The 20,252-nt window shown below is 70.6% G+C and carries 15 protein-coding genes; 1 reads left to right on the top strand and 14 read right to left on the bottom strand.

Annotated elements, in window-relative coordinates:
* Positions 1-16 precede the first annotated feature (16 nt).
* Positions 17-2,911, bottom strand: coding sequence for a preprotein translocase subunit SecA (gene secA / locus VGK78_RS05095; RefSeq protein ID WP_331526377.1), 2,895 nt, complete (start codon positions 2,909-2,911; stop codon positions 17-19).
* Between the two features lie 105 nt (positions 2,912-3,016).
* The gene (locus VGK78_RS05100) at positions 3,017-4,252 is read right to left on the bottom strand and encodes a winged helix-turn-helix domain-containing protein (RefSeq protein WP_331526378.1); all 1,236 of its coding nucleotides are present in this window, start codon (positions 4,250-4,252) and stop codon (positions 3,017-3,019) included.
* A gap of 121 nt (positions 4,253-4,373) precedes the next feature.
* Here VGK78_RS05100 and VGK78_RS05105 point away from each other — a divergent pair, with 121 nt between their 5' ends.
* Positions 4,374-6,194: a multicopper oxidase domain-containing protein gene (locus VGK78_RS05105; RefSeq protein ID WP_331526379.1), complete on the top strand. Its 1,821-nt coding sequence runs from the start codon at positions 4,374-4,376 to the stop codon at positions 6,192-6,194.
* Between the two features lie 102 nt (positions 6,195-6,296).
* On the opposite strand, the gene VGK78_RS05110 is transcribed toward VGK78_RS05105, so the two are convergent.
* From VGK78_RS05110 to VGK78_RS05165, 12 genes are all read right to left on the bottom strand, one after another.
* Positions 6,297-6,977 (bottom strand): response regulator transcription factor, encoded by a 681-nt coding sequence (locus tag VGK78_RS05110; protein WP_331526380.1) that lies wholly within the window; start codon positions 6,975-6,977, stop codon positions 6,297-6,299.
* A gap of 105 nt (positions 6,978-7,082) precedes the next feature.
* Complete coding sequence (gene hpf / locus VGK78_RS05115) at positions 7,083-7,691, bottom strand: ribosome hibernation-promoting factor, HPF/YfiA family (protein WP_331526381.1); 609 nt, start codon at positions 7,689-7,691, stop codon at positions 7,083-7,085.
* A gap of 397 nt (positions 7,692-8,088) precedes the next feature.
* Complete coding sequence (locus VGK78_RS05120) at positions 8,089-8,814, bottom strand: ComF family protein (protein ID WP_331526382.1); 726 nt, start codon at positions 8,812-8,814, stop codon at positions 8,089-8,091.
* 58 nt (positions 8,815-8,872) lie between these two features.
* Positions 8,873-10,606, bottom strand: coding sequence for an LpqB family beta-propeller domain-containing protein (locus VGK78_RS05125; protein ID WP_331526383.1), 1,734 nt, complete (start codon positions 10,604-10,606; stop codon positions 8,873-8,875).
* Positions 10,603-12,228, bottom strand: a complete 1,626-nt coding sequence (gene mtrB, locus VGK78_RS05130) for an MtrAB system histidine kinase MtrB (protein WP_331526384.1) — start codon at positions 12,226-12,228, stop codon at positions 10,603-10,605. Before mtrB ends, VGK78_RS05125 begins: the two co-directional genes overlap by 4 nt.
* Before the next feature lie 30 nt (positions 12,229-12,258).
* Entirely contained in the window at positions 12,259-12,972 is a 714-nt protein-coding gene (gene mtrA, locus VGK78_RS05135; protein ID WP_331526385.1) for an MtrAB system response regulator MtrA, read from the bottom strand.
* A 28-nt stretch (positions 12,973-13,000) separates the two neighbouring features.
* The gene (ahcY, locus tag VGK78_RS05140; RefSeq protein ID WP_331526386.1) at positions 13,001-14,452 is read right to left on the bottom strand and encodes an adenosylhomocysteinase; all 1,452 of its coding nucleotides are present in this window, start codon (positions 14,450-14,452) and stop codon (positions 13,001-13,003) included.
* A gap of 51 nt (positions 14,453-14,503) precedes the next feature.
* Positions 14,504-15,730, bottom strand: a complete 1,227-nt coding sequence (locus tag VGK78_RS05145; RefSeq protein ID WP_331526387.1) for an MFS transporter — start codon at positions 15,728-15,730, stop codon at positions 14,504-14,506.
* 86 nt (positions 15,731-15,816) lie between these two features.
* Complete coding sequence (locus tag VGK78_RS05150) at positions 15,817-16,761, bottom strand: cation diffusion facilitator family transporter (RefSeq protein WP_331526389.1); 945 nt, start codon at positions 16,759-16,761, stop codon at positions 15,817-15,819.
* A 19-nt stretch (positions 16,762-16,780) separates the two neighbouring features.
* Positions 16,781-17,992 (bottom strand): MFS transporter, encoded by a 1,212-nt coding sequence (locus tag VGK78_RS05155; protein WP_331526390.1) that lies wholly within the window; start codon positions 17,990-17,992, stop codon positions 16,781-16,783.
* Complete coding sequence (locus VGK78_RS05160; protein ID WP_331526392.1) at positions 17,989-19,134, bottom strand: sigma-70 family RNA polymerase sigma factor; 1,146 nt, start codon at positions 19,132-19,134, stop codon at positions 17,989-17,991. Before VGK78_RS05160 ends, VGK78_RS05155 begins: the two co-directional genes overlap by 4 nt.
* Before the next feature lie 76 nt (positions 19,135-19,210).
* Complete coding sequence (locus VGK78_RS05165; protein WP_331526393.1) at positions 19,211-20,242, bottom strand: SIS domain-containing protein; 1,032 nt, start codon at positions 20,240-20,242, stop codon at positions 19,211-19,213.
* Between the last annotated feature and the right edge of the window lie 10 nt (positions 20,243-20,252).

The following is a 20,252-nucleotide window of genomic DNA, read 5'->3' on the forward strand; positions in this document are numbered from 1 at the left end:
CCACCGAGCTGGGCACCTAGCCATTGATGCGCGCGGTCAGGCCCGTCGGGCCGCCGGGGGCTCCGTGGCAGCGCTTGTACTTCTTGCCCGAGCCGCACGGGCACAGCGCGTTGCGGCCGACCCCGGCGAACTCGTCGTCGGCGTTGGACACCGTGGTGCCCGGACGCTGCACGGGCTGGGCCGGCTGCTCGTCGCCGCCGAAGGCCGCCGGCACCGACAGCGCAGACTCGTTCTCCGCCGGCGCGGAGTAGGACAGGTGCTGCGGCGTGCGGTTGCGGTCGAGGCCCTTGGCCAGGATCTGCGGCCGGTGGTCGTGGACGCCGTTCGTCGGTACGTCGGGCTGGTCGAGCGAGCGCAGCTCGCGCTGCAACGGCTCCTCGACGTCCTCGACCTCCTCGTAGTCCTCGTCCTCGTCGGCGATCTGCACCTCGAGGTTGAAGAGGAATCCGACCGACTCCTCCTTGATGCCGTCCATGATCGCCATGAACATGTCGTAGCCCTCGCGCTGGTACTCCACGAGCGGGTCGCGCTGGGCGTAGCCACGCAGGCCGATCCCCTCGCGCAGGTAGTCCATCTCGTAGAGGTGCTCGCGCCACTTCCGGTCGAGCACGGACAGCACGACGCGCCGCTCGAACTCGCGCATCACCTCGGAGCCGATCTCGGCCTCCCGACGCTCGTACGCCGCGTGCGCGTCCGCCTGCAGGGCCTCGATGACCTCGTCGCGGTCCAGGCCTTCGACGCCGCCGACCTCCTCGGCCATCCGGTGCAGGTCGACCGTCAGCGGCCAGAGCTGGCGCAGCTGGGCCTGCAGCGCGTCGATGTCCCACTCCTCGGCGAAGCCCTCGGTCGCGCCGACCACGAAGCCCTCGACGACGTCGTCGATGAACGTGCCGATCTGCTCCTCCAGGTCGGCACCCTCGAGCACCTTGCGGCGCTCGGCGTAGATCACGTGCCGCTGGCGGTCCATGACGTCGTCGTACTTGAGGACGTTCTTACGGGAGTCGAAGTTCTGCGCCTCGATCTGGCCCTGCGCGTTGGCGATCGCGCCGGTCACCCGCTTGTTCTCGATCGGCACGTCGTCGGGGATCTTGAGCACCTGGAGGATGCGGTCGACCCAGTCGGCCTTGAACAGCCGCATCAGCTCGTCCTCGAGCGAGAGGTAGAACCGCGACTCGCCCGGGTCGCCCTGGCGGCCGGAGCGGCCGCGCAGCTGGTTGTCGATGCGCCGTGACTCGTGCCGCTCGGTACCGACGACGTAGAGGCCACCGAGGCTCTTCACGTCGTCGTGCTCGGCGGCGACCCGCGCCTTGATCTGCTCGACCATGCGGGGCCAGGCCGCTTCGTACTCCTCGGCGGTCTCGCCGGTGGGCTCGAGCCCCTTCTTGCGCAGCTCCTCGTCGGCGAGGAACTCGACGGACCCGCCGAGCATGATGTCGGTGCCTCGACCGGCCATGTTCGTGGCAACCGTGACCGAGCCCTTGTGGCCGGCCAGGGCCACGATCTTCGCCTCGTCGGCGTGGACCTTGGCGTTCAGCACCGAGTGCGGGATGCCCCGGGCGCGCAGCTTCTTGGAGAGGTGCTCGGACTTCTCGACCGAGACCGTGCCGACGAGGATCGGCTGGCCCTTGGCGTTGCGCTCGGCGATGTCGTCGACGACCGCCTCGTACTTCGCCTCCTCGGTGCGGTAGACGAGGTCGGGCTGGTCCGCGCGGATCATCGGCAGGTTGGTCGGGATCGGGACGACGCCGAGCTTGTAGATCTTGTCGAACTCGCTGGCCTCGGTCATCGCCGTACCGGTCATCCCGGAGAGCTTGTCGTACAGGCGGAAGTAGTTCTGCAGGGTGACCGTGGCGAGGGTCTGGTACTCCTCGCGGATCTCGACACCCTCCTTGGCCTCGATCGCCTGGTGCAGGCCGTCGTTGTAGCGGCGGCCCTGCAGCATGCGGCCGGTGTGCTCGTCGACGATCAGGACCTCGCCGTCGAGGACGACGTACTCCTTGTCGTGGTGGAACAGCTCCTTGGCCTTGATCGAGTTGTTCAGGAACGAGATCAGCGGGGTGTTCGCCGACTCGTAGAGGTTGTCGATGCCGAGGTGGTCCTCGACCTTGGTGATGCCCGGCTCGAGGACCGAGATCGTCCGCTTCTTCTCGTCGACCTCGTAGTCGACGTCCTTGGTGAGGTTGCGGGCGACCTTGGCGAACTCGTCGTACCAGCGCACCTCGTCCTGGGTCGGGCCGCTGATGATCAGCGGGGTGCGGGCCTCGTCGATCAGGATCGAGTCGACCTCGTCCACGATCGCGAAGCTGTGGCCGCGCTGCACGCACTCCTCGAGCGAGCTGGCCATGTTGTCGCGGAGGTAGTCGAACCCGAGCTCGTTGTTGGTGCCGTACGTGATGTCGCAGTTGTAGGCCTCGCGGCGCTCGTCGGGCTTCATCGACGGCAGGATCACGCCGGTGGAGAGGCCGAGGAAGTGGTGGATGCGGCCCATCCACTCCGCGTGGTACTTCGCGAGGTAGTCGTTGACCGTGACGATGTGGACGCCCTTGCCGGCGAGCGCGTTGAGGTACGACGGCAGGGTGGCGACCAGGGTCTTGCCCTCGCCGGTCTTCATCTCGGCGATGTTGCCGAGGTGCAGGGCCGCTCCGCCCATGATCTGCACGTCGTAGTGACGCTGGCCGATGACCCGCTTGGCCGCCTCGCGCACCGTGGCGAACGCCTCCGGCATCAGGTCGTCGAGGGTCTCGCCGGCCTCCAGCCGCTCCTTGAACTCGGCCGTCTGGGCCTGCAGCTCCGCGTCGCTCATCGCGGCGAAGTCGTCCTCGATCGCGTTGACCGCGCGCGAGACCGCCTCCAGCTGGCGCAGGATCTTGCCCTCGCCGATGCGGAGCAGCTTGTCGATGATGGCAGGCACGGGTGACTCCCCGGGTTCGTCTGGTCGAGGTCTACGTCGAATGAACGCGTCAACTCTACCCAGCGGTTCCCACCGGGCCGATTCCGCGAAAGACGGTCGCGGGGATCACCGCACGAGCGTGGTGAGGGCCGGAGCGAGATCACCGCGGCGCTCGACGACGACCGTGTGCAGGCCCAGCCAGCCCGAGAGCCGCCGGAGCTCCGCCGCCAGCTCCTCGGCCGTTTCGCCCGGCGCACCGGGCTCGGCGTACGCCCCCTTGACCAGGAGCAGCCCGGTCTTGCGGTCGGCCTTGAGGTCCACCCGCCCGACGATCCGGTCGTCGAGCAGGAAGGGCAGCACGTAGTAGCCGTGGATGCGCTTCTCGACCGGGGTGTAGATCTCGATCCGGTAGAAGAAGTCGAACAGGGACTCGGTCCGCTCGCGCTCCCAGACGACGGGGTCGAACGGGCTGAGCAGGGCGCGCGCCCCGACGCGCCGAGGCATGCGGGCGTCGCGATGGAGGTACGCCGTGCGCCGGACGCCCTCGACGGTCACCGGCAGCAGCTCACCCTCCTCGACCAGCTCGTCGATCGCCTCCTGCGCCGCCCGGAGCCCGGCCTTGGGCTGGAGGCGCATCCGGTAGTAGTCGGCCAGGTCACGGGCCGTGCCGACGCCGTGCGACCGCGCGGCACGGCGGACCAGCTCCTTGTGGGCCGCGGCCTCGGTGGGGGTCGGCGCCTCGAGGTGCTCACGCGGGATCACCCGCTCGGGCAGGTCGTAGCGGATCTCGAACTGGCTGTTGCGCCCCGCGATGGCCACGTCGCCGGTCATGTACATGTAGTCGAGCGCCCGGCGCGTCGTCGACCAGTTCCACCCCCAGTTCTCCTTCTGCCGGGGCAGCCCGTCGTCGAGGTCGCGGGCGGTCGAGGCGCCGCGCTCGACGATCTCGGCCCGCAGGCTGGCGACGAGGTCGTCGGTGACGACCGTCCCCCACCACTTGTGACGGCCGTCGCGGTAGGCCGCCATCCGGTGACGCATCACCGGCCACAGGTCGACCGGCATGAAGGCCTGCACGTGCGCCCAGTACTCCACGATCCGGCGCGGCTTCGCCTCCGACGCGCGGCGTACGAGGTCGACGTCGTAGGGCCCCATCCGGGAGTACAGCGGCATGAAGTGGGCCCGCTGGAGGACGTTCACCGAGTCGACCTGGAGCACCCCGGTGCGGGTCAGCGTGCGCGCCAGGGTGCGCATCGTCGGCGGGGAGTGCGGCCGGTCGAGGAACCCCTGGGCCGCGAGGGCGATCCGGCGCGCCTGGGGCTTCGACAGGGTGGCCGTCGCGCCGGCGCGGGTCGGAGATGGCACGGAGCCGAACCTAGTGGCCGGCGCCGACAACCCCAGGGCCGTGTCCTCCGCAGGGATGATTTTCGCCCCGACTCGCCCCAAATCTCTGGCCCCCACCGAAGCCAGCGCCCAGAATCCCAGGATGCAGAACCACGGGGGGCTGAGGAGACGCCTGGTCGGCCGGGTCACGGCCACCACCGCGGCGCTGGCACTGGCCGGCACTGCGGTCGTACTGATGGGTCAGGCGACAACGAGCGCCCAGGGCGCTGTCGATACCGTGGCGCCCGCCGCCGCGCCCGCCTCGGTGACGGTCGAGATCGTGCCGAAGGGCTTCGGCTGGGCCTTCGACCCGCAGAACTACACCCTCCCGGTGGGTGGAACCCTGATGGTCCAGAACACAACGAGCATCACCCACACGTTCACCTCCAAGGCGTCTCGAAGCGACGGCCGACCGTACTTCGACGTCCAGGTCCCCGGTAACAGCACCGTGCCGGTACCCGTGGCATCGACGCTGAAGGACGGTGACTACCACTTCTACTGCAAGATCCATCCCGTCATGACCGGGACGCTGACGGTCGGGGCCGGCGGACCTGTGCCCGACGGACCCCAGTTCGACCAGCCCCTCACCCAACCGCCACGCCTGACCGGCAAGAAAATCAGGATCGTGATGAAGAAGGCCGACGTGCGGGTGCTGCCGCACGGCCCGCTCACGTCGATGTGGACCTTCGGCGGGAGCTTCCCCGGGCCGACGATCGTGCGGCGGGCGGGCCAGGACACGAAGGTCACGTTCGTCAACCACCTGCCGCGCCAGGCCGGGGCAGTGACGATCCACCAGCATGCCGGCCATCAGAAGTCCAAGTTCGACGGTCAACCAGACTCGTTCCTGATCCGGCACGGGAAGTCACGCACGTACGACTATCCCCTCAAGGACGCCGGCGAGCCGCTGCCGGCGGCCCTGCGGTTCTACCACGACCACCGGATGGACAAGACGGCCCGGAACAACTGGTTCGGCCTCCAGGGCCTGTTCCTGACCACCGACCCGCACGACGCGAAGATCGGTCTGCCCCACGGTCGGTACGACATCCCGCTGTCGGTCACCGATCGCAGCTTCACCTCGGACAACCAGCTGACGGATCCCTACAACATGACCGGCATGAGCGGCGGACCGGGGACGGAGACGGTCGGCGACCAGGTGCTGGTCAACGGAAGGTTCCTTCCCTACAAGAAGGTCCGGCCCGGGCTCTACCGACTGCAGATTCTCAACTCCTCGCTCTTCTCCAGCTACAACTTCGCGTTGTCCGACGGCCGCTCGTTCGAGCAGATCGGCACCGGCTCCGGGTTGCTGCCTCACCCGGTGTCCCGGAAGAGCATCCTGCTGGGTCCTGCCCAGCGCACCGACGTCGTGGTCGACTTCCGCGGCAAGAGGGGCAAGAACATCGTGCTGAACTCGATCCGGCGCCACGACGCTCCTGACGGCGGCACCGGCACTCGGCAGGCGCCCCTCATGCAGTTCCGGGTGCGGGGCACCCCGGCGCCGAAGGCGACGGTGCCGTTCAACCTGGCCCAGATCCAGCACTACAAGGTGCCCAAGAAGGTCGCGATGACCTGGCGGTTCGGCCTGAATCGCTACGGCCACTGGACGATCAACGGCAAGCGCTTCAACCCGAAGCGGGTCGACCACAAGGTCCGGCTCGGATCCACCGAGCGCTGGAAGCTGGTCAACACCACGCACTTCACCCACTACATCCATCTGCATGAGGAGCTCTGGCGCACACTCAAGCGCGACGGGGACAAACCGCCGCCGTGGGAGCAGGGCTACGAGGACACCTGGCGGCTGGATCCGGGCGAGACCGTCGTCGTGGCGGCGAGGTTCACCGACTACACCGGGAACTTCATGATCCACTGCCACATGCTCGACCACGAGGACGACGGCATGATGGCGACGTTCCGCGTCGTCAAGTAGACCGGGTCTCGACGCGCGGTCGCGACCTCGTCCCTCGGTCGCGCGCTTGCGGTTCCTGAGGAGCCGAGGGACGAGGCGTCTCGAAGGGCGACCCCGGCCTGCCTACGGCAGGTCGACGATCTTCTCGCGGACGGCGTACAGGACCGCCTCCATGCGCGAGTGGAGCTGGAGCTTCTCCAGCAGGTTGCGCACGTGGTTCTTCACGGTGTTCTCGCTGATGAAGAGCTTCTTGGCGATGTCCTTGTTGTTCAGCCCCTGCGCCACCAGCCGGAGCACCTCGAGCTCGCGCTCGGTCAGGCGGAACGTCGACACCGGGCCGCGATCGGGCTGCGACATCTGCTTGAACTCGTCGATCAGCTTGACCGCCATCGACGGGCTGATCAGGGACTGGCCGTCGGCGACGACGCGGACAGCCTGGGCGACCTCCTCGATCGAGGAGTCCTTGAGCAGGTAGCCGCTGGCACCGCTCTTGACGGCCTCGTAGAGGTCGGACTCCTCGTCGGAGACGGTGAGCATCAGGATCTTGGCGGCCGGCACGGCCTCCTTGATCGCCACGCAGGCCTCGATGCCGGAGATCTTCGGCATCCGCACGTCGAGCAGCACCACGTCGGGGGCCACGCGACTCGCCAGGTCGATCCCGGTCTGTCCGTCACCGGCCTCGCCCACCACGTCGAGGCCCGGCTCGGCGTCCATGAGCATGGTCAGCCCGCGACGGAACAGCTCCTGGTCGTCGACGATGATGACCCGGATGGGCTCCGTACCTGCGCCTGGGGGGGTAGACACGCGCCTAGCATGTCATGATCCCGGGTCGGTATGGGTCGAATGGGCGATCCGGGACCCCGTCCGCGTGACCCGTCCGGGCCATGCACCCTGGTCTCATCGACGCAGTCAGTGCGTGCCATTCATGTCGAGCGCTATGACCCCGTAGTCATAGCCCTTCCGGCGGTACACGACGGCCGGTCGGTGCGTGTCCTGGTCGACGAACAGGTAGAAGTCGTGGCCGACCAGCTCCATCTCGTAGAGCGCCTGGTCGAGGGTCATCGGCCGGGCCGCGTGCACCTTCTCGCGCACCACCGGCGGACCGTCGCCGGTCACCGTCATCGAGGCGACCTTGCGCTCGGGGACGTCCTGGTCGCCGGTCGACTCCGGCTCCGTCGCGGTCGGCAGCTCGCCGATGGAGGGGCGACTGCGGTGGGCCCGCACCTTGCGGTCGTTGGCGCGCCGCATCTGGGCGGCCATCTTGTCGACGGCGAGGTCCAGCGCGCCCATCTTGTCGACCGCGGCGGCCTCGGCCCGGATCACCGGGCCCTTGGAGTACGCCGTGAGCTCGATCCGGACGGCCCGGTCTGCCTGGCGTGGGTTGCGTTCGTTCTCGACCTCGACCTGTACCCGCATGATCCGGTGGTCGTGCTTCTCGAGGCGACCGAGCTTGTCGGCCACATGGTCTCGGAAGCGTTCCGACAGCTCACAGTGCCGTGCGGTGACCACCACGTCCATGGAAATCCTCCTGATGTGCGGTTGCGGGTTACGGGGCGTGTGCCTCCCCGATGAGGCAGGGCCCGATGAGGCTGGGCATGGCAGAGTCCGTCCGGCCGACCTGGTCTTCGTCCCCACACCCGCCTGCTGAGAGGTTCGCGGCTTGACTGCCACTACTGCCCTTCTCCCGCAGGTCCTCGCGTCGGGCGAGTGCTGCGAGGCAGGACTTATGACTAAGCCGCACCGTGATCCACCCACACGGAGGGCGGAGCCCCCCGTGCGTGGTGTTACGTGGGCCGTTTCGCCTGCGGCTGGCATCGGCTAGTCGTCCCGACGGCCCGGGCACCCGGGGCGCCTGGACGACGCAACCACGGACCCGGACGGACTCCATGGTCCGACGCTAGCCCGTGCTCGGTGATCACGGAACCGCAATCCCCGAGTCCGGGATCCGCCGGCGCGTGGCTGCCACGGCGACCGCCGCCAGCGGTGGCAGGCCGACCGCTCGCAACGCCCGCTGGGCCTCGGCCGCGGTGGCTCCGGTGGTGAGCACGTCGTCGCACACCAGCACGTGGACGGGGTGCCCGCGGCGGGCCAGACGTCGGAGCGAGGGCGGGTGGGCGCGGAACGCGCCGGCGAGGTTGACGGCCCGCGCCCCGGCGTTCAGGCCGGACTGGTCGGCCAGACCGGAGCGCGTCCGCAGCAGCGGGACGCAGCGCGCCGGGTGCCCGAGCGCGGCAAGCCGAAGGGCCGCGACCCGGGCCAGGCTCGTCGTCGGCTCGTGCCCGCGCTCGCGGACCGTGCTCGGGCGCGAGGGCACCGGCACGAGGAGGAGTGGCGCCGGATCGGCGTCCCCGGCAAGCAGGTCGGTCACGGCCGCCGCCGCCGCGGATGCGAGCAGCTCGCCGAGCGGCCCGGCCATGGCCAGCAGCCGGTGCTCCTTGTGGCCGAGGATCATCGCCCGGACGGTCCCGTCGTACGACGTCGCCGCCCACGGGTCGGTCAGCCCGGGCGGCCGGGGGCTCGGCCACGCCGGTGCCGGATGCGGGTCGAGACCGTCGCGGCACTGCGTGCAGAGGAGGCGGCCGGCGCGACCGCAGCCGACACAGGAGCTGCCGAGGACCAGGTCGCGGAGCGCATCGAGCACCCGCTGAGCCGACCATCGTGCCGGTCGCCACGCAACCGGTGCCGGGGACGCCTGTGGATCAGCCCGCGTAGGTCAGGTGGTGCAGGTGGTCGATCGGGATCAGCTTGTTCAGGTCGACCGGCGAGATGTCGATCAGCCCCGAGCGCCCGACGGCGTACGGCTTGTCGACCGGCGAGGCGACCAGTCCGCTCACCCGTCCCGACACCTGCGTGGGTGCGGCCTGGTCCGGAGGTGTGGAGCCGTCGACGCTGAGGACCCGCACCTCGGCGCGGGAGGGCGAGAGCTGGTCGAGCACCGCGATGGTGGTCGGGGAGGTCCAGCCGATGTCGCGGATGCGGGTGGTACCGCTCGACACCCACCGGATGACGTGGGTCCTGGTGGCGCCGAGGGCCCGGCCGTCCGCGTCGTACTGGAGGCGCGCGGCGACGATGCGGTCGGCGTTGGGTCCGCGGAGGACGGCGACGATGCGCGAGCCGTCGCGCGACACGAGGAAGCGCCGTACGTCCTCGCCGGTGATGCCGGGCACGGTGACCTGGTGACGACGGCCGTCGGCGAGGTAGACGACGATGGAACCACCCGTGCCGTCCTGGACGTCCCACAGCCGGTCGGCGAAGTCCCAGGCGGGACGCAGCAGCCCGGTGCCGGACAGCGCCTCGGTCGCCCGACCCGTGCCCGTGACCGGGCCGACCAGGAGTGAGCGGTCGGTGACACCGGCGACCTCGTTGCCGTCGAGGCGCACTGCGAACGGGCCGATCCCCAGATCTGCCCGGCCGAAGGGGCCGTCGACCGGGGTCGGCCGCACGATCTGGCCCGAGACCAGCCGGCCGCGCCGGAGGGCGTAGACGTAGGCGCTCGCCGAGTCCACCCCGGGGTCGACGCGGTCGAACTCGTCGCTGTCGACCCGGACCGGGGACGTGCCCGAGGCATCGGCCACGGCCCGGCCGGCGATGCTCAGTGTGAACGCCTTGATCTCCGGGTCCTGGCGCAGGGTCCAGGCGAGCTGGGCCAGGATCTGCTGCGTGGTGTCGCCCAAGGGTCCGGGGTCGGGGCCCTTGAGCGTGACGTCCGCGACGCCGTCCCGGCCCACCGGCAGCACACCGGGGGTCAACCCGTGCGGCAGGAAGGAGCGAGACACGGCGCTCAGGGAGGGGCTCGGGCCACGGACCAGCGCGCGCACGAGCGCCGAGGCGAGCTGGGAGCCCTGCGGCACGTGCACGGGCTCGGGCACCAGGATCCGCCCGGTCGGGTCGAAGAAGTAGACCTGCGCCGACTGGTACTGCTGGTCGAAGAAGGTGCGCGGCACGATCAGGGCGTCCGGCGCCCGTGCGATCCGCCACTCGTCGGACTCGCGGACCATCGGGAACACGATCCGTCGGTCCTCGGCCGGGACCGGACCCCGCCACTCGCCACGCACTCCGACCTGGTCCGCCCCGCGCAGCCGCACCACGACGTGCTCGGTGCCGCGGGCGAGGGTGTGGTCGTTGTAGGTCACGACACGCTCCGGCTGCCACTCGGCCCGGGCCTGGTTGCTGAGGAACTTCTGGGCCGTGGTGGTCTGCAGCGGGGTCGCGGTCATGGCGACGAGGAACCCGGTGACGATGTCCGCTGCCGTCGCCCCCGGCTGCGGACCCTTCGGGTTGTTGTACTGAACCTGGGGAGGGGGCGGCTCGACGTTGTTGCTCGCTTCGACGACGGGGCCCTGGTGGGGCACCTGGGCGCACGCGGCCAGGAGGCCGACGACGACCAGGGAACCGACGAGCCCGGAGGTCCGCCTCGGGATCAGGCGCCTCATGCGACGACCTCCGCGGCGTCCTCGGGCACCAGCGGCAGGGGGCTGTGGCGCAGCGGATGCCCGGCGTGCCGTGGCAAGGTGAGCCGGAACTGGGCACCTTCGTCCGGCTTCCCCCAGGCCTGGAGCCAGCCGCCGTGCAGATGGGTGTCCTCCTGCGAGATCGCGAGCCCGAGACCCGTGCCGCCGCTGGTGCGCGCCCGGGCCGGGTCGGCCCGCCAGAAGCGGTTGAACACCATCGCCGACTCGCCGACGGCGAGGCCTACCCCGTGGTCGCGGACGGCGATCGCGGCCGCCTGGTCGTCGGCCGCGACGGTCACCACGATCTCTCTGCTCTCCGCGTGGTCGATCGCGTTGGTGACCAGGTTGCGCACGATGCGCTCGACCCGGCGTACGTCGGCCTCGGCGACGCACGGTGTGTCGGGCGCAGTCACCACCACACGGGTGCTCCGCGCCTCGGCGAGAGATCGAGTGCTGTCGACGACCCGGCGTACGACGTCGGTCAGGTTGACGTCGTCGAGGTCGAGGACCGCGGCGCCCGCGTCGAACCGGCTGATCTCGAGCAGGTCGACCAGCAGCGTCTCGAACCGGTCCAGCTCGCTCTGCAGCAGCTCGGCCGACCGGGCGGTCTCGGGGTCGAAGCTGTTGCGCGCCTCGTGGAGCACCGAGCCGGCCAGCCGGACGGTGGTCAGTGGCGTGCGGAGCTCATGGGACACGTCCGAGACGAACCGCCTCTGCACGCGGCTCAGCTCCTCGAGCTGGCGGATCTGTCGCTGGAGGTTGGTCGCCATCTGGTTGAACGACGTCGCGAGGCGCGCAAGGTCGTCCTCACCGGTGACGCGCAGGCGCTCCTGCAGCTGCCCCGCCGCCAGCCGCTCCGCCACCCGGCGGGCCATCCGGATCGGAGTCACGATCTGCCGGGTCAGCAGCCAGGTCAGCGCGGCGATGAGCAGCAGCAGCAGGACGCCGGCGGTGAACAAGGAGCGGGTCACCAGTGCCAGCGACTGCTGCACGTCGTCGAGGGGGAACAGGTAGTACACGGTCCGGGTCGTGTCGTCGGCGGTGATCGTGAACTGGGTGCCGACCGCGATGCCGGGGATCTCCTTGAACGTGTCAGGCCCGGTCTGGGTGCGGATCGTGGTGAACGTCCAGGCCGGCGGCGTGGAGCGCGGGCTGCTCGAGACGTCGTCGAAGTGCCGCACCAGCGAGTCGGGGACGCTGGTCACCGCCTGCTTCGAGGTGGCCTCCGGACCGCGCTCGTTCAGGGGCTGGTGCTGGTCAGTCTCACCCGCGCCGACCATCACGACACTGAAGCCGCGGGCGTTGCCGCTGTCGGCGAGCCCGCTGTAGAGGTCGGTGGCCTGCTGCTCGGCGTTGGTGTCGTTGCCGGGCCACGCCTTGAGCAGCTGGTGGGCCTGGTCGTTCTCGTTGGCGACCTCGACCAGCACAGCCTCGACCCGGTGGTCGACCAACCCGTGCTCGACCTGGCGCAGGAGGAACCACCCCACGGCGGTGAGGACGATCGCCGAGAGCAGAACCGTGCTGACCACCACCCGGGCCTGGATCGACCGGCGCCAGAAGGTCAGCCCCCGGCGTAGGGCCTCGGGGACGGTGCGGGCGACCATCTCATCTCACCGTCGTCTTCCCCGGCACGCTCATTGCTGGCCGGAGCTGCCGGCCTTGTATCCCACGCCGCGCACGGTCAGGACGATCTCGGGGTTCTCCGGGTCGGCCTCGACCTTGGAACGCAGGCGCTGGACGTGGACGTTGACCAACCGAGTGTCAGCGGCGTGGCGGTAGCCCCAGACCTGCTCCAGCAGGACCTCGCGGGTGAAGACCTGCCAGGGCTTGCGGGCCAGGCACACCAGCAGGTCGAACTCGAGGGGGGTCAGGCTCACCGGCGCCCCGTCGCGGGTCACCGCGTGGCCGGCCACGTCGATGGTGAGCGGGCCGATGCTGAGGCTGTCGGCTCCGGGCGCGTCGTTGCGGCGTACCCGGGCGCGGATGCGGGCCACGAGCTCCTTGGGCTTGAACGGCTTGACGACGTAGTCATCGGCGCCCGACTCGAGACCGACGACGACGTCGACGGTGTCGCCCTTGGCGGTGAGCATGACGATGGGTACGCCGGACTCGGCCCGGATCTCCTTGCAGACGTCGATGCCGTCCTTGCCGGGCAGCATCAGGTCGAGCAGAACGACGTCGGGGCGGTAGGAGTGGAACGCCTCCATCGCCTCGTCACCGCGCTCGACCACGTGGGAGTCGAAGCCCTCCTGACGCAGGACGATCGACAGCATCTCCGACAGGGACGCGTCGTCGTCGACGACGAGCACGCGCGCACGGAAGTCCTCGGCCTGTGTCACGCTGTTCATCTTGCCAGTCGAGACGTCGAAATCCCGGTCAGTAGCGGTACTGCTCCGACTTGTAGGGCCCGTCGACCGGGACGCCGAGGTACGTCGCCTGGGTGTCGGACAGCGACGTCAGCTTCACGCCGAGGGCGTCGAGGTGGAGCCGGGCGACCTCCTCGTCGAGGTGCTTGGGCAGCACGTAGACGCCGACCGGGTAGGCCTCGGGCTTGGTGAAGAGCTCGATCTGGGCCAGCACCTGGTTGGTGAAGGAGTTCGACATCACGAAGCTCGGGTGACCGGTGGCGTTGCCGAGGTTCATCAGCCGGCCCTCGGAGAGCACGATGATCGAGTGGCCGCCCGCGGACTCGGGGAAGGTCCACACGTCGACCTGCGGCTTGACGTTCTTGCGCTCGATGCCGTCGTACGCCTCGAGACCGGCCATGTCGATCTCGTTGTCGAAGTGCCCGATGTTGCCCAGGATCGCCTGGTGCTTCATCCGCGACATCTGGTCGACGGTGACGACGTCGCGGTTGCCGGTCGCGGTGATCACGATGTCGGCGATGCCGAGCACGTCCTCGAGGGTGGTGACCTGGAAGCCGTCCATCGCGGCCTGGAGCGCGCAGATCGGGTCGATCTCGGTGACGATCACCCGGGCGCCCTGACCGCGCAGGCTCTCCGCGCAGCCTTTGCCCACGTCGCCGTACCCGCAGATGACCGCGACCTTGCCGCCGATCAGGACGTCGGTGGCGCGGTTGATGCCGTCGACGAGGCTGTGCCGGCAGCCGTACTTGTTGTCGAACTTGGACTTGGTGACCGAGTCGTTGACGTTGATGGCGGGGAAGAGCAGCGAGCCCTCCTTCATCATGTCGTAGAGCCGGTGCACGCCGGTCGTGGTCTCCTCGGTGACGCCGCGGATCTCGGCGGCGATCTGGGTCCAGCGGGCGTCGTCCTCCTGGAGTGAGGCTCGCAGGACGTCGAAGATCACCTTCTGCTCGTGGCTGGCGGCGGTCGCCGGGTCGGGCGCCTCGCCCTTCTTCTCGGCCTCGACGCCGAGGTGGACCAGCAGCGTGGCGTCGCCGCCGTCGTCGAGGATCATGTTGGCCTTCTGGCTCTCACCGTCCTTGGCGGGCCAGTTGAGGATCTGCTGGGTGCACCACCAGTACTCCTCCAGCGTCTCGCCCTTCCACGCGAACACCGGGACGCCCTGCGGGTCGGCGACGGTGCCGTTCGGGCCGACGACGACAGCGGCGGCCGCGTGGTCCTGGGTGGAGAAGATGTTGCACGACGCCCAGCGGACCTCGGCGCCGAGCGCGACCAGGGTCTCGATCAGGACCGCGGTCTGGACCGTCATGTGCAGCGAGCCGGCGATCTTCGCACCGGTGAGCGGCTTCTCCGCGCCGTAGCGCTCGCGCATCGCCATCAGGCCGGGCATCTCGTGCTCGGCGAGGCTGATCTCCGTCCGGCCGAAGTCGGCCAGGCCCAGGTCGGCGACCTTGAAGTCCATCGTGCTGCCTCCGCTCTCCGGCCGCTGGTCTGCGACCGCGTTCTGAAGAGATTAGGGCTCCGTGACCCCGACGACAGAATCCTCGACACCCCTCCCGGCCCGCTCGGGCAGCCACCGCATCACGGCGATCGCCACGACCGCCGTCGGGATGCCCAGGAGGGCCACCAGCGTCGGGAAGCCGAGCACGTGCGAGCCGAGCGAGAACGCGACGTACACGGTCAGGGCGATGACCTCCTCGACGAGCCCGAGCACGCTGGTCACGGTGGCACGCGCCGGACCGGCGATCGTGTCCTGGACCCGGGTCTCCCCCACGAGCATCGCGTTGTTGAGGAGGCCGTAGCCGAGGGCGATGGCCAGGAAGCCGAGGTACGGCGTGGAGATCGCGCCGACCGAGACCAGGACGGCGCCCGCTCCGAGCATCGCGCCGATGAGCGATGCACCGAGCCGCGCGGTGCGGCCGACGGTGGCGGTGCCGACGACCTGGCCGATGACAGTGATCGCGATCAGGATCGGCACCGTCGTCGTCGCCACGCCGTGCGCACGGGCGACCAGCGGGAAGTACTCGTCGTACGCCGTGAGTCCGACCATCGTCCCGGCTAGGAGCAGGACCCGGCGGACGTCCGGGTGATGGCGCGACTCCGCGAGGCCGGCCCGGAGCATGGCGACGTACGTCGACGCCGCGCGCTCGGTCTCGTGGAGTGCGCCGTCGTCGCCCTCTTCCTGAGGTGCGCGCCGGGCGCGGGCCGAGACGGGGAGGGTCGCCGCGAGCGCCCCCTGCGCGACGGCGATCGCCACCGAGGTCCAGCCGACCAGCGCGTAGCCGCCGACGTGGAACAGGTACGCCGCCGACGCGGTGGCCACGAGGTTGGCGACCATGGCGGTCGAGTGCGCCCATCCGATCAGGCGGGGGTAGCCGGCGCGCTCGCCCCGCTCGACCAGCTCGTCGTACACCAGCGACTCGAAGGTGCCGGACATCAGCGCGCTCGACAGACCCCAGCACACGAAGCCGAACGCGAACCCGGTGAACGTCTGCCAGACGGTCCACGACCCGAACCCGACGGCGTAGATCGCCGCGGAGAGCACGAGCAGGCGACGCCGGTCGAAGGTGTCGGCCCAGGCGCCGGACGGCACCTCGAACAGGAAGCTGGTCAGGGACCAGACGACGAACAGCACCGAGATCTGTGCCGGCCCGATGCCGTGGTCGGTGAACAGCAGCGAGTAGACCGCGTACAGAGGTACGAGGTCCCGCGAGGCGTGATAAGCCAGGACGCGCGGCACGAAGCCGTCGCGCCGGGCCTCAGACCTGAATCAAATGTGGCCGGAGAAGTGGCGCATGCAGGCAGGTTAGACCCTCAGGGGACGCGTCAGGTGCGCGCGATGTCCGGCTCGAGGTAGATCAGGCGCGCGATCGGTTCGGCGGCGCGGATGGAGGACTCGGCGGCGTCGATGGCCCTGGCGACCTCGGCGGCGGAGTCCGCGGCGGGGACCGCGATCTTGGCCGCCACGAGCAGCTCGTCGGGGCCGAGGTGCATCGTCTTGAGGTGGACGATCCGCTCGATGCCGTCGACGCCCTCGAGCGCGGAGGCGATCCGGCGCTCGACGGTGGCGGAGGCGGACTCGCCGATCAGCAGGCTCTTGGTCTCGATCGCGAGCACGACGGCCACGGCCACCAGCAGCAGGCCGATCAGCGCGGTGCCGATCACGTCGAACCACAGGTTGTCGGTGAGCAGCGACAGCCCGACGCCGAAGAGGGCGAAGACCAGACCGCAGAGAGCCGCCAAGTCCTCGAGCAGGATCACCGGCAGCTCGGGCTCCTTCGCGCGGCGCACGAACTCGACGTACGACGCGTCGCCCTTCACGTGTGAGGTCTCGCGGATCGCGGTGCGGAACGAGAGGGCCTCCATCACGATCGCGGCGAGGAGGACCACGATCGGGACCCACGCCCACCTGCTGTCGAGCAGCGAGTCCTCCGGGTGGCCGTGGGTGGCGTGGAGCTCGTGCGCCTTGTGGTAGGCCTCGTAGAGCGCGAACAGACCGCCCACGCTGAACAGCACGATCGACACCACGAACGCGTAGAGGTAGCGCTCGCGGCCGTAGCCGAAGGGGTGCGCCGCGGTCGGGCGACGACGCGCCTGCCGGCCACCGAGCAGCAGCAGGCCCTGGTTGCCGGAGTCGGCGACGGAGTGGATCGCCTCGGCGAGCATCGACGACGCACCCGTGAGCAGGAACGCCAGGAACTTGGTGGCCGCGATGCCCGTGTTGGCCAGGAGCGCCGCGACCACTGCCTTGGTGCTGCCTTCGGTCGACATGCGCCGCAGGGTACCGGGGTCACCGAACGACGGCCCCGCTCCGATCGGCCGGCAGCGCCAGCAGCACGACGACGCCGGCGAGACCCACCAGGGCCGAGGCGACGTCGAGCATCGCGACCACGCCGATCCACTCGGCGCCGACACCGCCGACGACCGCGCCGAGCAGGCTGGCCGCCCAGATCATCGCCTGGAGGGTGCCGAACACACGTCCTCGGTAGGGCTCCGGCACGCGTTGCTGGGCCAGGGTCTCGACACCGACCGACGACCCGACCGCGACGGCCCCGGCGATCGCGCTCAGCGCGACCGCGACGGCGACCAGCGGCACGTTGAACCGCACCAGCAGGAGGACGCAGGCCACGAGCGACCCGGCCCCGCAGAGCAACCGCGGCGAGAGCCGTGCGCCGAGGGCGCCGACGACGACCGAGCCGGCGATCCCGGAGGCGGCGTGGACGGCCTTCAGCAGCGCGTACAACCCGGCCCCACCACCGAGCACGTCACGCACCCACGGCGCCTGGAGCGGGTCGAGCATCGTGCCGCCGAAGGTCATCAGCGCGAAGACCACGAACAGGACGGCGATCGACCGCTCGCGATGCACCAGTGCGATCCCGTCACGCCACTCGACGAAGAACCTCCCTGGCTCTGCCGGCTCCTCCGGTGGCACCGGTCGGGTGCGCATCAGCGCCACCAGCGTGGCGGCGACCACGAACGACACCGCGTCGGCGACCGTCACCGCTCCGAGACCACCCACCGCGTAGACCACCGGTCCCAGGGCGAGACCCCCGAGGCGGCCGACTCGGTTGTTCAGGGCGTTGAGAGCGTTGGCGGGCACCAGCTCGTCGGGGCCGACCAGGGTCGGCAGGAGGGCGTTCTCGGCCGGCATCGAGAACGCCGAGAGCGCCGACTGAGCCGCGGCCACGGCGTACACGACGGGAAGAAGGGACGAGTCGGCCACGAACGCGAGCAGCGCGAGAACGACCAGCCCCTGGAGGAGGTTCACGACCACCAGCAGCCGGCGGCGGTCCCAGCGGTCGACGAGAACCCCCGCCACCGAGCCGAGCACGATCCCGGGCGCGAGCTCGGCGACGGTCATCCCGGCCGTGGCGATCGTCGAGCCGGTGCGCGCATAGACGACGTACGGGAGCACCGCGAAGAGCATCCAGTCGCCCGCCACCGACACCAGCCCGCCCCAGAAGAGCAGGGAGAAGTCTCGGTGTCGGAGTACCCCGATCACCGAGACGCGACGACGCCCAGGGGGCGCGCGGTCGCGTCGTCGAACAACGCGTCGACCCGGTCACCGGACCCGTCGTCGTGCAGGCCGACCACCAGTGCGGGACGGCCGCAGCGCTCGGCCCGCCGCGTGGGTACGGCGTGTGCGCGGGGCCTGCGGGCCCGCAACGCCCGGGTCTCGGGCGCGGTGAGGGTCAGCCCGAGCAGCGACGTGGTGAGCACCTCGCCACAGGTGGCACACGACGCCTGCCAGCCACGGCGGACGTGGGGGTCCGTGCCGTCCAGCCGGTCGTAGGGCCGCACCACCACCTCGCTCCCGCAGCGGGTGCAGGGCACCCGGCCGGCAGCGATCGCGGCGGGCCACCAGCTGTGCGACCAGTCGGCCATCCGGCCGAGAACGGCGCTCGGGCGGCTGACCGCGGTCAGGTGCGGGCGCAGGGCCGGGTTGTCGAGCGACCAGGACGACGCGAGCCCGTCGGGCTCGCACCGCTCGCAACGCGCCTGGACGACGCCGCCGCGCGCGTCACGCCGCATGCTCGACGAGGTGGCTCCGCAGGTCGCGCAGGACACCCGGACGGTGCGCCAGGCGACGCCGTGCCGCGCGACCCAGACCTGGGCGAGCGGGTCGTCGGCCAGCTCCGTCTCGAGCAGCTCGCGGATGCGGGCGCGTCCGCGCGTCAGCCGCATCGACACGGCCTCGGGCGAGAGCCGCAGCCGACGTCCGATCTCGGTCGGGCCGAGCTCGTCGACGTACGTCGCCACCAGGGCCTCCCGGGTCTCCGGCGGGAGCAGCCGCAGGGCGCGGTCGAGGAGCTCGGCGAGCTCGTCGCGCTCGAGCAGGTCCGCGAGCTCGTCGTGACCGACGTCGGGCGGCTCGGTGCTGACCTCGTGTCCCCGGACGCGTCCGTGTCGGACCAGCCAGCGACGGCACACGTTCCGGGCGATCGCGTCGAGCCACGGACGACTTCCCGACGGGTCGAGCAGACGGTCCCTGATCCGCCAGGCCTCGAGCAGGGTCTCCTGGGCGAGGTCCTCGGCGGCTACGGGAGTGCCGGTGATCAGCGCACACAGCCGCGTCACCCGACGCCGCTCCGGCTCCGACCACCACGCGTCCACGACCGCCCCCTCGGGCGTCAGTATCTCCACGTCTCCTGATCGCGCGAGAGGGTCCGGACACAACGGCGTTCTGCCACCGATCCGGATGACGCAGCCGCGACCCGGCTCAGTCGTCGACCAGACCCAGGCGGAGGTACTCCGCGCCGTACCGGCCGTTCAGCACCAGCGACGCGTAGCGGGCGATCTCCGTGTCACCGTCGGCGGTCACCGTCTCCACGCGTACGCCGTGCTCCACGGCCGTGGCCTGGAGCCGGCCGCGGTCCTCGCGGACGACCGGGTCGTCGGCGCCGTCATCGAAGACCAGCAGGACCGGCCGGGTCTCCGTCCCACCCTCGGCGAACGGGTCGTCGAACACGTCCCGGGGCCGGGCCGCCTCGATCAACGGCATCAGGTGCTCGGCGTCGCCGGCGATCGCCGACTGGCCCGAGGCTCGCCGGATGGTCTCCGAGACCCGTCGGGCGGCCCTGGCAGCCAGGCTGGAGCCGCCCCAGACGACCGGGTTGGTGTCGGCCAGGGCGAGCGCCAGGATCTTGCCGGGGTTGACCGCGATGTCGCGGTGCGGCGAGCAGGCGATGGCGACGTCGTCGAGCGCCTTCGCCACGTCGGCGTGGTCGGCGCGTGGGCCGAGGCCGACCTGGTCGAGGTACTCCAGCACGACGACGGCCGTGGCCAGCTGGTCGCGCGTCACGGTGGGCACGATCGTCGACCACCGGCCCTCGGCGTGCTGGGCCACCAGCGAGCCCTCGGGCGAGGCCACCACGACCTGGCAGCCACGGCGTACCGCCTCGGCGACGGCCCCCGCGGTCGCCCGGTCGGAGCCGTCGGGGGCGAGCACGACGACGAGGTCGAGACCACCGGCCCAGCCGGGCAGGGCCGGACCGGGCCAGGCGACGAACGGTACCGGGCACCACGGCTCGAGCACGGCGCGGAGCAGGCGCGAGTCCGGTCCGGCGGCGACGATCGCCCGAGGGCGCGCGGCATCGCGGGCCGTGGCCACGGCGGCGGCGACCCCGGACGCCGACTCCGCCGCCTCACGGCGTACCCGCGCGCCCGCCTCGGCGAGCTCGCGCAGCCGGCCGTCGGCGGTCGCCAGGGCGGACTCGTCGTCCAGCCGCGACTCGTCGAACCAGGTGGCCATGGGAGTACGA

The sequence above is a fragment of the Nocardioides sp. genome (assembly GCF_036503465.1).
GTDB lineage: Bacteria > Actinomycetota > Actinomycetes > Propionibacteriales > Nocardioidaceae > Nocardioides.

Coding starts and splice junctions, on each gene's coding strand:
- VGK78_RS05105 (WP_331526379.1), top strand. CDS start 4,374: ATGCAGAACCACGGGGGGCTGAGGAGACGCCTGGTCGGCCGGGTCACG.
- hpf (WP_331526381.1), bottom strand. CDS start 7,691: ATGGACGTGGTGGTCACCGCACGGCACTGTGAGCTGTCGGAACGCTTC.
- VGK78_RS05125 (WP_331526383.1), bottom strand. CDS start 10,606: ATGAGGCGCCTGATCCCGAGGCGGACCTCCGGGCTCGTCGGTTCCCTG.
- mtrB (WP_331526384.1), bottom strand. CDS start 12,228: ATGGTCGCCCGCACCGTCCCCGAGGCCCTACGCCGGGGGCTGACCTTC.
- mtrA (WP_331526385.1), bottom strand. CDS start 12,972: ATGAACAGCGTGACACAGGCCGAGGACTTCCGTGCGCGCGTGCTCGTC.
- ahcY (WP_331526386.1), bottom strand. CDS start 14,452: ATGGACTTCAAGGTCGCCGACCTGGGCCTGGCCGACTTCGGCCGGACG.
- VGK78_RS05150 (WP_331526389.1), bottom strand. CDS start 16,761: ATGTCGACCGAAGGCAGCACCAAGGCAGTGGTCGCGGCGCTCCTGGCC.
- VGK78_RS05165 (WP_331526393.1), bottom strand. CDS start 20,242: ATGGCCACCTGGTTCGACGAGTCGCGGCTGGACGACGAGTCCGCCCTG.